The organism is Vibrio sp. CK2-1, from assembly GCF_021726515.1.
In the GTDB taxonomy this organism is placed as follows: domain Bacteria; phylum Pseudomonadota; class Gammaproteobacteria; order Enterobacterales; family Vibrionaceae; genus Vibrio.
Map to the genome: position 1 here is coordinate 45166 of NZ_JAKKCJ010000009.1, position 12955 is coordinate 58120.

Consider the following 12955-nt stretch of genomic DNA (forward strand, 5'->3'; position numbering starts at 1 on the left):
AAACACATTAGTAATTAATTTAAGTATGCGTTTTGCGCATGATCTGTATGCGTTGTTATCACTGTTTTTATTAAGGTTTATTACCTATACTGCCAGCATATTAAGTCGAATTGCTAACCCACACGTTGGAGATGTTATGTTTAAAGCTTTAGTTCTTAACCAAGAAGACAAACGTACAATCGCAAACATTGAAACACTCGATGAAAGTCAATTGCCGGAAGGTGAAGTACTGGTTGCGGTTGATTACTCTTCAATTAACTACAAAGATGGCCTAGCCGTAACAGGTAAAGGCAAAATTATTCGTAACTTTCCAATGGTGCCTGGCATTGATTTCGCCGGTACGGTTTTAGAGTCTCAAGATGATCGTTACTCTGAAGGCGATAAAGTGGTTCTAACGGGTTGGGGCGTAGGTGAAAACCATTGGGGCGGCATGGCTGAAAAAGCACGCTTAAAAGCCGATTGGTTAGTGCTATTACCGCAAGGCTTTGATCCTAAGCAAGCTATGATGATCGGTACTGCTGGTTTCACTGCCATGCTATGTGTACAAGCTATTTTAGATTCGGGTGTAAAACCAGAAGATGGTGAGATCCTAGTGACTGGCGCAAGTGGTGGCGTGGGCTCAGTTTCTGTCACTTTATTAAGCCAACTTGGTTATAAAGTCGCGGCAGTAACTGGACGTGTAGAAACCAATGGCCCTTGGCTTGAAGCGCGTGGTGCATCTCGTATTATTGACCGTTCAGAATTTGAAGAACCAGCTCGTCCGCTTGAAAAACAAGTGTGGGTGGGAGCGATTGATACTGCAGGTAGTAAAGTTCTCGCTAAAGTGTTGGCTCAAATGGATTACGATTCTACCGTGGCTGCATGTGGCCTAGCAGCTGGTTTTGATCTACCAACAACGGTGATGCCTTTCATCTTACGTAATGTGCGTCTACAAGGTATCGATTCGGTCAATTGCCCAGCAGAAAAACGTATTGCCGCGTGGAATAAATTGGTTGAGATCCTTCCAGCAAGTTACTTTGAACAAGCCTGTTCAGAAATTACTTTAGAAGAAGTACCACAATACGCAGAAGACATTACTAATGGTCAAGTGACTGGTCGTGTCGTGGTTAACGTCCGAGGCTAGAGCGCTACGCTTGTTCGTTTCTCGTTACTCGATTTTGGTTTTTTGAGCAATGAGAAAAGTAAAATAGTAATGTATTTAATTGATTATAAAGCCTTGCAGTGCTTTGACATGAGTCGCTGCTTGGCTTTTTTTTATAGGTGAAGCATAGGGTTCATTTGTTGATGTAAAATGCGAAGAATGAAAATATCCTGTTCTCTTATTCGATAGAAAATGGCGTGTTTTTTATAATCATGCCTTCTTATTCCTTGTTTAAGTTCACTGTAATCGCGGCCAAGTAAAGGCGCTTCAGATAGAATAAGTAAGCAGTGTTCCATATCATCGGTGTAGTCATCCGCCTGATCTTCACCAAAATTTAACCAAGTGTATTCATAAATTGTCCCGAAATCTTCTTCGGCTTTTTTTGATAATTTATACACTCAACTTAGCCTTGCGCTGCGCAGCGATCTGCTTTAAAGATAAGTTGCTTTCACCACTTTGTTCACCTTCCTCAATTGCATTGCGTAGCATATTTTGTTGGTTTTCTTGCTGCTCCAATAAACGTAAGGCACTTCTCATTACTTCACTGGTTGAGCCGTAACGACCACTTTGTACCATGCGCTCAATAAAGCTATTGAGTGATTCACCGATTGTGACACTTGTTGTTCGTCCCATGGGATTTACCTTGTGTTAACTATTCACACAAAGTTTATCATAGATTAAAAATTATGCTATTTGGACGAGGTTTTGCTGTGGGTAGTATGTGAAAGCAATAGCGATCTCGACTCGCTCTTTCTAGGAACTAGGATCTAGGGACTTTTATTTCTTTTCGAGTCACGAGCAGCAAAGCGCCCGAGCCACGAGACTCGATCATCTTTTCCCCGAAACTAGAAACTAGAAACTAGGGACCAGGAACTCTTTACTCTATCCCCATCACTTTAATCCTTTCTGCAATTAACTTACCACACTCTTGCTTTAATACTCCTCTGAGCCACTGTTGTGAGGCGGCATGATCACAGCGAGAATGCCAAATTAACGAGTAATCGAATGGGGTTAAGTTAAAAGGTAGTTGCTTAATCACTAGGTTGTAGCGCTTTGCCACTAGGTAGGCGAGATCGGCGGGCACAGTGACAATCAAAGGTAGAGTATCCATTACCGCTAATGCCGCTTCTAAATGATAAGAGCGTAGAACCAAATTAGGGCTAGGGTAGTCAGAAAGCGCTTCATCAATTAGAGCTTTAACCCCATCACTAATCGCAATCATCGCATGTCGACTATTGAGATAATCATCCAATGTCAGTTCAACATTGGCTAGTGGATGGTGACTCGACAATAAGCAAAAGACGCTGACTTTGCCGAGAATATCACTGTGCAGCGGCGCTACCGAATAAGTCGGGCGGCAGATTGCGATATCGGCACCTTGGGTTGTCAGCTGGTGGACGAGGTTATTATGTTGCAGCGGAACGAGCTTAAGTTGCAGGTTCGGTGCTTCTTGATAAATACGCGGCAAAGCAAACGGTAGAATGGTTTGCATCGCATAATCAGTAGTAGCGATGGTGAATTTTTGGCGACACTCTTGAGGCTCAAATTCTTGAGGAGATAAAATATCGCGGATATTCTCAAGTGGTTGAGTAAGCGATTGATTAAAATCCAAGGCTTTCTGAGTGGGAATGAGATGTTGCCCTTGGCGAGTAAACAAAGGATCGTCGAGTAACACTCGCAAGCGACCTAAAACCCGGCTCATCGCAGATTGGCTCAAGTTTAAACGCTGGGCTGCTTTACTCACCGAGCCTTCTTCAATTAATACTCGTAAGGCAATAAGCAAGTTAAGATCGCGGCGGTAAATATCTTCCAATTCCATAATGCTGCCTTATTAAGATAAATGAAGATCGATGGGGGTTTTACTCGCTTCACCACCCACTTCTCGTGCCAGTTTAGGAACTAGGTAGCCTGATACTTGTTTGAGCAATTTCGACATAATTTGTCTCGCCTTCTCATCTGACACATAAAAGTGAGCCGCGCCTTGTACTTTATCCAGCAAGTGTAAGTAATAAGGTAGAACACCGGCATTAAATAAAGCGTGGCTTAATGCTGCTTGAGCCTCGACTGAATCATTAATGCCTTTTAATAATACGCTCTGATTAAGTAAGTGCACACCAACTTGGCGTAACTTGTTTAAGCTAGCATTTAGTTCATCATCTATTTCATTGGCGTGATTAATATGCGTCACCATCACGACATTTAAGCGAGTGTGTTGGAGGGTTTGGCATAAGTCATCAGTAATGCGTGATGGGATCACTACTGGTAAACGACTATGAATTCGCAGCGTTTTGATGTGTTCGATTTGAGCGATATTTTCGATAAGCCACTGCAATTCACTGTCTTTAGCCATTAATGGATCGCCGCCAGACAGAATCACTTCATCGAGTTCAGGATGCGCAGCAATGTAGTCTAGGCTTTGCTGCCAAGTGGTTTTATTGCCTTTGTTGTCCTGATAGGGAAAGTGGCGACGGAAACAGTAGCGACAGTTAATCGCGCAACCCCCTTTGACGATCATCAGTACTCGGCTGCGGTACTTATGTAATAAGCCGGGCAGCACGTTGTCTTGCTCATCTAGCGGATCGGTTGAGTATCCGTCATGCACTTCAAATTCTTCATTTAAAGGCAACACTTGGCGTAATAAAGGATCGTGCGGATTGCCTTTTTCCATTCTATCGACAAAACTTCTAGGGACGCGTTGGGCAAATAGCTGGCGCGCTTTCAATCCCGATAACCACGGCGTAGGATCGATTTCCAATAACTCAAGCAATTGCATGGGATCGGAAATCGCCTGTGCTAATTCGGTTAACCAAGAATTTTGTCGAGTTGGATCATTTTGTCGGGCATTTGGCGAGGTTTTACGCCACTTTTGCTCAACAGAAATGACTTTTCGGGTTATCATATCGGGCATTAAATTGAACTCGAAGAATAATAGAGGAAATCATGGCGACAGTTAGCACCAATGAATTCAAAGGCGGTTTAAAATTCATGTTGGATAATGAGCCTTGCTCAATCATCGAAAATGAATACGTTAAGCCTGGTAAAGGGCAAGCGTTTAACCGCGTTAAGCTTCGCAAACTTTTGTCTGGAAAAACGTTAGAGAAAACGTTCAAGTCAGGTGAAAGCTTTGAACTGGCTGACGTAGTTGATGTAGAACTAGGTTACCTATATAGCGATGGTGAATTCTACCATTTCATGAACAACGAAACCTTTGAGCAAATTGCAGCAGACGTGAAAGCAGTCGGCGATATGGCTAAGTGGTTAGTTGAAAATGACGTTTGTACTCTAACGTTGTGGAATGATAACCCTATCTCTGTGACTCCGCCAAACTTTGTTGAGCTTGAAGTAACAGAAACCGATCCTGGCCTTAAAGGTGACACTCAAGGTACGGGCGGTAAGCCTGCAACATTGAGCACTGGCGCAGTAGTTCGCGTTCCACTATTCATCGCGATTGGTGAAGTAGTGAAAGTGGATACGCGTACTGGCGAATATGTTGGTCGTGTTAAGTAAGATTTACGTTTCTCGTAGCTAGGGCGCTTCGCTGCTCGTAGCTCGAAGAATGGCAAACGGGCCGCTGAATTTTCAGCGGCCCGTTTTTTGTTAAGGGAATAAAGTTATTAGTCACTATTAACGAGAAATGAAATAAAACTATGTCATCCTGAACATGAGCCTAAGCGAAGAAGATTCAGGATCTCCAACAACATGTGACTTATTAAAAACCTTAATTCTTCAGCGTACCTTTGGGAGATCCTGAACTGCGCTCCTTCGTCGCTTTTCAGGATGACGACTTTTTTTTCGAGTTACGAGAAGCAAAGCGCCCGAGCAACGAGTATCGAGTTCTTATTTCTAAAACAAAAAAAGCCAGCAAAATGCCGGCTTTTCAATCTATTAACGATATTTACTTACAGTAAGAAAATATAAGCAATCGCGAGAACAGAGACAATCGCTGCCGCTGCGTAACAAGCAATTTTACCAACGATTCCAGTGTGGAATTTTAGGTCGTGCATGCAGTGGTGAACACGGTGCATTGCATGCCACATTGGTAGTGCAATTGAGGCGATAATAAATAGGCCACCAATAATGCTACTTGCAAAGGCATGGGCGCGCACAAAGTTAAAACTGCCCGCATCAAACACACCTAGTGGCATTAAGATACCCAGTACTAAAACCGTTACTGGCGTGATCATGGCAAACCAAGTACCGCCAGCACCAAATAGTGACCACCAGATTGGCTCATCAGAACGTCTTGGGTTTGGATTAATCATTTCTTCTCTCCTACACCAATGCCAATACAATCAGTGAGATCACAGCAACTGCGCCCCATTGTGCGGCAATAATCATTTTCGGTTCTACTAATTTGCCACCTAAACGGATAGGCATCACTTGTGGCATCATGCTAAAGAAGGTTGCCGCATGGAATAAGCTACCGGCTAATGCCACGATGTTAATCGCGATCACTAGTGGGTTTTGCATAAAGTGTTGCCACTCTACCCAAGCCATAGGGCCTTTCACTAAGCTTGCTAGACCGCAAAGCATGAACAAGGTAAATAGAATTAACGGCAGTACCGTTGCTTCACGAACCATGTAAAAACGGTAGAACGGATGCTTGCTCCACCAAGTACGATTCATAGGACGAACGTAAGGCTTACGATTGCTCATTCTAGATCTCCTCAGATTTGAACATAGAGATCACGAAATCCATTGAAGATTCCACTTTCCCTTGGTTTACCGCTGCGGCTGGATCAACGTGTTTTGGACACACTTTTGAACAATAACCAACAAAGGTACAGCCCCAAGCGCCATTATCACTGTTGATAAGTTTCATACGCTCAGCTTTACCGTTATCACGGGTATCTAAGTTGTAACGGTGTGCCAGAGTTAACGCTGCTGGACCGATGAACTCAGGGTTTAGACCGAATTGAGGACAAGCCGCGTAGCAAAGACCACAGTTAATGCAGCCAGCGAATTGTTTGTATTTCGCCATTTGCGCTGGAGTTTGCTTGTTGGTGCCGTCTTCTGGTTTGCGGTCGTTACCAATGATGTATGGCTTGATCGCTTCCAAACGTTCGATGAAAGGGGTCATATCAACGATAAGATCTTTCTCGATAGGGAAGTTAGCAAGAGGCTCGATGGTCACGCCAGTTGGGTAGTCACGCATAAAGCTCTTACAAGCCAGCGTTGGTACGTTATCAACCATAATGCCGCATGAACCACAGATTGCCATACGACAAGACCAACGGTAAGACAGATCTTTGTCTAGGTGATCTTTGATGTAACCAATCGCATCTAGGATGGATGTAGTGTCATCACAAGGTACATCGAACGTTTGTAGATACGGTTCGTTATCGGTTTCCGGGTTGTAACGCAGAATATTAACTTTCTGAATTCGTTGCTTTTGTTGTAGATCGGGAGTCGCAGACATTATTATTTCTCCTGCGCTTGTTGTTCAGCAGCTTCTTTGGCGGCAGCTTCATCAGCCGCTGCGCCGTACAAGCGAGCTTTCGGTTGAGACTTAGTGATCTTAACAGAGTTGTAGTCGATCACAGGAGCAGCGTTTTCTTGGTAGAAAGATAGCGTATGCTTCAAGAAGTTCTCATCGTCACGAGTGGTACAGCCTTCGTCTAAACGTTGGTGTGCACCGCGAGACTCTTTACGACGAATAGCTGATTGTGCCATCGCTTCTGCCACTTCTAAGCCGTAGCCCACTTCGATAGCGTAAAGTAGGTCAGTGTTGAACACTTTACCTTTATCTTTAATGCCCACTTTCTTGTAGCGCGCTTTAAGCTCAGTTAGCTTATCGATAGTCGCTTGCATCAAGTCTTCTTTACGGTAGATACCACAACCCGCTTCCATGGTGTGACCCATTTCTGTGCGGATATCAGACCAGCTTTCAGTGCCATCATTATCTAATAGCGCTTGAATGCGAGCTTCTACATCGCTGATTTGACGTTGGATGTTGTCTTCATTCCAGCCTTTGAATTCTTTAGCACGTTCAGCGGCGTGTTCACCCGCGACGCGACCAAATACCACAAATTCAGCCAGAGAGTTTGAACCTAGGCGGTTTGCACCGTGTAGGCCAACAGACGCACATTCACCAACTGCGAATAGGCCTTTAATGCGAGTTTCACATTGACCATTGGTTTCAATACCACCCATGGTGTAGTGAACCGTTGGACGAATTGGAATTGGCTCTTTCGCAGGGTCAACGTTGACGTAAGCTTTTGCTAGCTCACAGATAAACGGTAGACGTTCTTGTAGGTATTCTTCACCTAGGTGACGAAGATCTAAGTGCACCACATCACCAAGTGGGTGCTTGATGGTGTTGCCTTTTTGTTGTTCATGCCAGAACGCTTGAGAAACTTTGTCACGTGGGCCAAGTTCCATGTATTTGTTCTTAGGCTCGCCCACTGGCGTTTCAGGGCCCATGCCGTAATCTTGTAGGTAACGGTAGCCATTTTTGTTGACGATAATACCGCCTTCACCACGACAACCTTCGGTCATCAAGATACCTGTACCTGGTAGGCCGGTTGGGTGGTATTGAACAAATTCCATATCACGTAGAGGTACGCCGTGACGGTAAGCCATCGCCATACCATCGCCGGTTACGATACCGCCATTGGTGTTGGTGTTGTAAACACGGCCTGCACCACCAGTAGCAAGTACCACTGATTTTGCTTTGATCGCGACTAACTCACCTTCAGACATGTGAATGGCTACGATGCCTTGCGCTTCTTTTGCGTCATCTTCACCGTCGACTAAGAGGTCAACTACGAAGTACTCATCAAAGCGTTTGATGTTTGAATATTTAATAGAGGTTTGGAAAAGTGTGTGTAGCATATGGAAGCCAGTTTTATCGGCCGCAAACCAAGTACGCTCGATTTTCATGCCACCAAAACGACGAACGTTTACATCGCCATTTTCTTTACGGCTCCATGGACAACCCCATTGCTCCATTTGGATCATTTCACGGGTTGAGTTTGCTACGAAGTATTCAACAACATCCTGTTCACATAGCCAGTCACCACCACCAACGGTATCGTTGAAGTGATTATCTAAGCTGTCTTCTTCCTTGATAACTGCTGCTGAACCGCCTTCGGCAGCAACCGTGTGTGAACGCATAGGGTACACTTTTGAAATCAGTGCAATTTCAAGTTCAGGGTTTGCTTCTGCTGCCGCAATTGCAGTACGTAAACCAGCGCCGCCAGCGCCGATGACTGCGATATCTGTGGTTATGACTTTCACAGTTATCCTCCAGAGTAGGTGTGCTCATAAGAGCTTTGTTTCACGAGCACGATTGGAAAAATAGTAGTTATAAATTTTGTGCGCCATAAGTGTAGGAAATAATGATGAATAATAAATTGATCTGACAGGGGTAAATAGGCACTTTGCTACCCTAAAGTGGTAGCTTTTGATTGGTTGTTTCAATAGTGAGAAGTCGCTTAGGTTTTAAGGTAGGGCTTGGTTATCGTTAGCAGTTTAATTAAACTGAGCGCACTTTCATTTGTTTTGAGTTTTTTATGCATACTTGGCAGCCTTCCTGTTCGATTTCCCAATTAAAGCAACGCGCTTCGATCATTACTTCTATCCGCCAGTTCTTCGCCGAACGACAGGTTTTAGAGGTGGATACGCCAGCCATGAGCCACGCGACGGTTACCGATGTTCATCTTCATACCTTTAAAACTGAATTTGTTGGGCCGGAATATGCGTTCGGAAAAAACGTATTTTTGATGACCAGCCCAGAGTTTCATATGAAGCGCTTATTAGCGGCCGGTAGTGGTTCGATCTACCAAATTAATAAAGCGTTTCGTAATGAAGAAAATGGCCGTTATCACAACCCAGAATTTACTATGTTGGAATGGTATCGCGTGGGGTTTGATCATCATGATTTAATGGCGGAAATGGATGCGCTTTTACAGATGGTGCTTGGCTGTGAAGCATGTGAAAAAATCACCTATCAACAAGCCTTTTTGCGAGTACTCGATATTTGCCCGCTAGAGTCGACCATGAGGCAACTAAAAGAAGTGGCTGCAACCTTAGGCTTGGCCGATATTGCTGAACCAGAGGATAATCGCGACACGTTACTGCAACTTTTATTCAGCGTTGGGATTGAACCGCATATCGGCCAGCAAATGCCGGTGATGGTTTATGATTTCCCTGCATCACAAGCGGCTTTAGCTAAGATTAATCAACAAGATCCACGAGTTGCCGATCGCTTTGAGGTGTACTTTAAAGGCATTGAATTAGCGAATGGTTTTCATGAACTGGATGATGCCAAAGAGCAACTAGCGCGTTTTGAGCAAGATAATCAGCAAAGGATAGAGATGGGGTTACAACCACAACCGATTGATCATCATTTGATTGCCGCGTTAGAAGCAGGATTGCCTCAATGTGCAGGGGTTGCGCTAGGTATTGATCGCTTAGTGATGCTGGCGATCGGCGCGGATCATATAGATCAGGTGACGGCGTTTCCATTTCCGAGAGCTTAAGGGAGGAGCGGAGCCGAGTGCCGAGGACGCTACGCTCGAGACGCGAGAAGAAAAAGCCCAAGAAACCCGTCATCCTCGGGCCGAGTTGCAATGTACTTAAAAACATCAAATCACTCAAAAAACGAGGAACCGGGGATCTACAGGCCACGCGTTGTAGACCATTATGGGCTTAACAATTCAGTGCGCTTTAAGTAGATTCCCTATCTTCTTCGCTTAGGCTCATGTAGGGAATGACGGCATGGAAGGGCGCGCGAGAACCGAGGACGCTAGGCTCGAGATGCGAAAAGCAGATCCCAAAATGCTTCTGCTTTTACACGTAACTCGAAACACGTAATAGTCTTTAAGCTCTTCGGCTCTCGAGTGAAACGTCCCCGTGCCTCTAGCGAAGCGTCCTCTCATTTCAATACCAAGAAAATCCATCTGCCTGAGGGTAGTGCTTTATCGCTTCAGCAGGACAATCACAAAACACGCCATCAACCCCGATTTCTGACAACCATTGCCAATCTTCTTGGCGGTTCACTGTATAAACATAAACTTGTAAGCCTAGAGATTTAGCGTGTTGTACGTAATCTTCATCGACTACATCGATATCTAAATTCAAGCTGGTGGCATTTAAGTTTTTGGCAAAAGCGGCTTTGTCGGTGCCTTTTGATGCGGTAAGTGCACCTATGAGCCACTGCGGTTGTTCTTGTTTGATTTGTTGCAACCAGCTGTGATTAAACGATGAAATGATCAATTGATTGCTGTCGAACTGACATTGCTCGGTGGCAAATTGAAGATGAAGGTAGAGGAGTTCGAGATGCTGAACACCTTTTAGTTCAATATTGAGCGCACATTTACCGTTAACCAGCTTTAATACATCCAATAAGGTCGGTAGGGGCTCGGTTTTTTCTACTATGACTTTTTTGAGCCTATCACTACTCATCCAATGCAATTTGCCAATATGATCTGTGGTGCGATTCAGCCATTTGTCGTGAATCACCCAAAACTGCCCATCGTGCTCATGTACATCAATTTCAATGGCTTTACATCCCATATCGATTGCCGCTTGGATAGCGGTTAAGGTGTTTTCTGGATGGGTAGATCGCGCGCCACGGTGAGCAATGATTAACATAATTAAATAACCTGAACTCGAAGATTAAGTGTTCATAGTAGTGGAATTGAGAAGGACTTGGCTAGTGGGAATTGACCCGTTGAGTGCATAAAAAAGGGCCACCAAATCATGGTAGCCCTCGACAGTTTGTTTTCGGTTTTAGTCTTGCTCTGCTTGAGACTCAGTACTCGCCGTTTCAGCATCATTAATGATAGCGTGGGCATAAGGCGTACCTAGTACAGTTGCCTCACCTTCAGCCATGCTTGAATCAAAACGGATCTGATCTTTAGCAAATAGGTTAATCACGGTTGAGCCAAGTTTAAAGCGACCCATTTCGTCACCTTTCTTGATGTGAATCGCTTTATCACCAGTGGTTTCATAGTTCCAACGATGTACTGATGAACCGGTTGGTGGCGTAATGGTGCCGCCCCAGATTACTTCAATACTACCCACAATGGTTGCACCAACAAGTACTTGTGCCATCGGGCCGAATTCCGTATCAAAAATACACACGACACGTTCGTTGCGAGCAAATAGGTTTGGTACATTCGCAGCTGTCAGTGGGTTCACTGAAAATAGATCGCCAGGAACATAAATCATCTGACGTAGCGTACCATCACAAGGCATGTGAACTCGGTGATAATCACTTGGTGATAAATATAACGTTGCGAATTCACCGTCGATAAATTCTTCTGCTAATTTTGCATCGCCACCTAATAGCTCTTGAGCTGAGAAATCGTGGCCTTTTGCTTGGATTAAGCGACCATTTTCAATTGGGCCAAACTGACTCGTACGAGCATCGGCAGGGTGAGTGATCACACTACTACCTTCAGCAACTGGGCGAATGCCTTCTTTCAGTTCACGAACAAAAAATTCGTTAAAGCTATTGAAGTAAGCCGGATCAGAATGTACCGCATCGTCCATGTTGACGTTGTATTGCTTGATGAACCAGCGAATAACCGCGGTAGTGAGGCTGCCCATTTTGGCTGAGGCCAATTTACCCATCAGGCGAGTTAAGCCGTGCTGTGGGATCCAGTATTGCAGAGTCACTTTAATTTTATCTATCACGTGAATATCCGTTTTTGTTGAACATTTCGTCTTAGTTACGAAAAGGGTAGCCGATTTTACTTAAAAGCAAACCCGTTGTCAGCTTTTCAAAATTAGCGTTATAAGTCTTTCTTATTTTTAGAAAACTGTCGATTGGCTTTGTTTTCCGTCATGCTTTCAATGATGCGGTGATAGTTTTCAAAACGAACGCGCGGAATATCGTCTTTCTCAACCGCTTCGCGTAGTAAACAACCAGGATCGTCATTGTGTTTACAATCACGGAACTTACAACCACCAAGATAGGGACGAAACTCAATAAACGCCTGTGTCACTTCTTCTGGCTCTAAGTGCCATAAACCAAATTCACGCACTCCCGGAGAATCGATAAGATCACCACCTTTCGGGAAGTGATATAAACGAGCTGTCGTGGTGGTGTGTTGACCTAAGCCTGAGTTTTCAGACACGTCGCCTTCAAGTACTTTTACTTCCGGCATTAAGGCGTTAACTAAGCTTGATTTACCTACACCTGATTGACCCACAAAGATACTTAAACGATCTTTAAGGGCTTCTTGCAATTCTGCTAAGCCATCTTCGGTTTCGCGACTAACAAATAACACCTCATAGCCAATCTTTTGATAATGACTAAGTGCTTGGCGATATTGCTGCTCTTCGCCTTGAGGAATTAAATCGGTTTTATTTAATACGATGAGTGGGGCAATCTTGAGTGTTTCTGCTGCAATCAAATAACGGTCGATAATGTTAAGTGATAGCTCTGGTAGAACAGACGATACGATCACCATTTGATTGACGTTAGAAGCCACCGGTTTTACGCCATCGTAGTAATCAGGGCGAACGAGAACAGAGCTGCGAGGCTCAACCGCTTCAACCACACCAGAAATACCCGCCATAGATTCAAGGCCCGGGCGCCAAATAACGCGATCGCCAGAGACGAGGCTTTCAATACCTCGGCGTAAATTACAGCGTTGAATATCGCCCGTTTCAAGATCTTCAATATCGGCATGTTGCCCAAAGCGAGAGATCACTAAGCCTTTTTGCATACCGCCCAACATGTTTTCATCCCATTGAATGGAATCTTCTTGAGTCAGACGTTTTTTTTGATTGGTTCGAACTCGGCGAACTTGGCCTTTAGTGAGTTTTTTCTTTTTTGCCACAGGTTATACTTATTCCCTA

Annotated in this window: 14 protein-coding genes; 3 read left to right on the top strand and 11 right to left on the bottom strand. The window is 44.4% G+C overall.

The genetic code is table 11. The features are described 5' to 3' along the window. The first annotated feature begins 136 nt into the window (after positions 1-136). Positions 137-1123 (top strand): MDR family oxidoreductase, encoded by a 987-nt coding sequence (locus L3V25_RS15960; RefSeq protein ID WP_237296449.1) that lies wholly within the window; start codon positions 137-139, stop codon positions 1121-1123. 131 nt (positions 1124-1254) lie between these two features. On the opposite strand, the gene L3V25_RS15965 is transcribed toward L3V25_RS15960, so the two are convergent. From L3V25_RS15965 to epmB, 4 genes are all read right to left on the bottom strand, one after another. Beyond that, a complete protein-coding gene (locus L3V25_RS15965; protein WP_237296450.1) occupies positions 1255-1539 on the bottom strand; it encodes a type II toxin-antitoxin system RelE/ParE family toxin in 285 nt (94 codons plus the stop codon). Further along, complete coding sequence (locus L3V25_RS15970; RefSeq protein ID WP_105902535.1) at positions 1532-1774, bottom strand: type II toxin-antitoxin system ParD family antitoxin; 243 nt, start codon at positions 1772-1774, stop codon at positions 1532-1534. Before L3V25_RS15970 ends, L3V25_RS15965 begins: the two co-directional genes overlap by 8 nt. A gap of 244 nt (positions 1775-2018) precedes the next feature. Next, positions 2019-2960 (bottom strand): LysR family transcriptional regulator, encoded by a 942-nt coding sequence (locus L3V25_RS15975; RefSeq protein ID WP_237296451.1) that lies wholly within the window; start codon positions 2958-2960, stop codon positions 2019-2021. A 12-nt stretch (positions 2961-2972) separates the two neighbouring features. Next, positions 2973-4049, bottom strand: coding sequence for an EF-P beta-lysylation protein EpmB (gene epmB / locus L3V25_RS15980; RefSeq protein WP_237296452.1), 1077 nt, complete (start codon positions 4047-4049; stop codon positions 2973-2975). A 32-nt stretch (positions 4050-4081) separates the two neighbouring features. Between epmB and efp the strand changes: the two genes are divergently transcribed. Continuing rightward, a complete protein-coding gene (efp, locus tag L3V25_RS15985) occupies positions 4082-4648 on the top strand; it encodes an elongation factor P (RefSeq protein WP_089124600.1) in 567 nt (188 codons plus the stop codon). Positions 4649-5040: 392 nt separating this feature from the next. On the opposite strand, the gene frdD is transcribed toward efp, so the two are convergent. The 4 genes from frdD to frdA are packed head-to-tail and all read right to left on the bottom strand — an operon-like array spanning position 5041 to position 8380. Beyond that, positions 5041-5403, bottom strand: coding sequence for a fumarate reductase subunit FrdD (gene frdD / locus L3V25_RS15990; protein ID WP_237296453.1), 363 nt, complete (start codon positions 5401-5403; stop codon positions 5041-5043). A gap of 10 nt (positions 5404-5413) precedes the next feature. Beyond that, positions 5414-5797, bottom strand: a complete 384-nt coding sequence (frdC, locus tag L3V25_RS15995; protein WP_027697935.1) for a fumarate reductase subunit FrdC — start codon at positions 5795-5797, stop codon at positions 5414-5416. A 1-nt stretch (position 5798) separates the two neighbouring features. After that, on the bottom strand, positions 5799-6560 hold the full coding sequence (locus L3V25_RS16000; RefSeq protein ID WP_237296454.1) for a succinate dehydrogenase/fumarate reductase iron-sulfur subunit: 762 nt from the start codon (positions 6558-6560) through the stop codon (positions 5799-5801). 2 nt (positions 6561-6562) lie between these two features. Continuing rightward, complete coding sequence (gene frdA, locus L3V25_RS16005) at positions 6563-8380, bottom strand: fumarate reductase (quinol) flavoprotein subunit (protein WP_237296455.1); 1818 nt, start codon at positions 8378-8380, stop codon at positions 6563-6565. 275 nt (positions 8381-8655) lie between these two features. Between frdA and epmA the strand changes: the two genes are divergently transcribed. Beyond that, entirely contained in the window at positions 8656-9624 is a 969-nt protein-coding gene (gene epmA, locus L3V25_RS16010; RefSeq protein ID WP_237296456.1) for an elongation factor P--(R)-beta-lysine ligase, read from the top strand. A 400-nt stretch (positions 9625-10024) separates the two neighbouring features. Here the strand turns inward: epmA and L3V25_RS16015 are convergent, their stop codons facing one another. The 3 genes from L3V25_RS16015 to rsgA all read right to left on the bottom strand — a co-directional run bounded on the left by L3V25_RS16015 (position 10025) and on the right by rsgA (position 12936). Continuing rightward, positions 10025-10738: a glycerophosphodiester phosphodiesterase gene (locus tag L3V25_RS16015; protein WP_237296457.1), complete on the bottom strand. Its 714-nt coding sequence runs from the start codon at positions 10736-10738 to the stop codon at positions 10025-10027. Positions 10739-10876: 138 nt separating this feature from the next. Then, a complete protein-coding gene (gene asd, locus L3V25_RS16020) occupies positions 10877-11782 on the bottom strand; it encodes an archaetidylserine decarboxylase (protein WP_237296483.1) in 906 nt (301 codons plus the stop codon). A 101-nt stretch (positions 11783-11883) separates the two neighbouring features. Further along, the gene (rsgA, locus tag L3V25_RS16025) at positions 11884-12936 is read right to left on the bottom strand and encodes a small ribosomal subunit biogenesis GTPase RsgA (protein WP_237296458.1); all 1053 of its coding nucleotides are present in this window, start codon (positions 12934-12936) and stop codon (positions 11884-11886) included. Between the last annotated feature and the right edge of the window lie 19 nt (positions 12937-12955).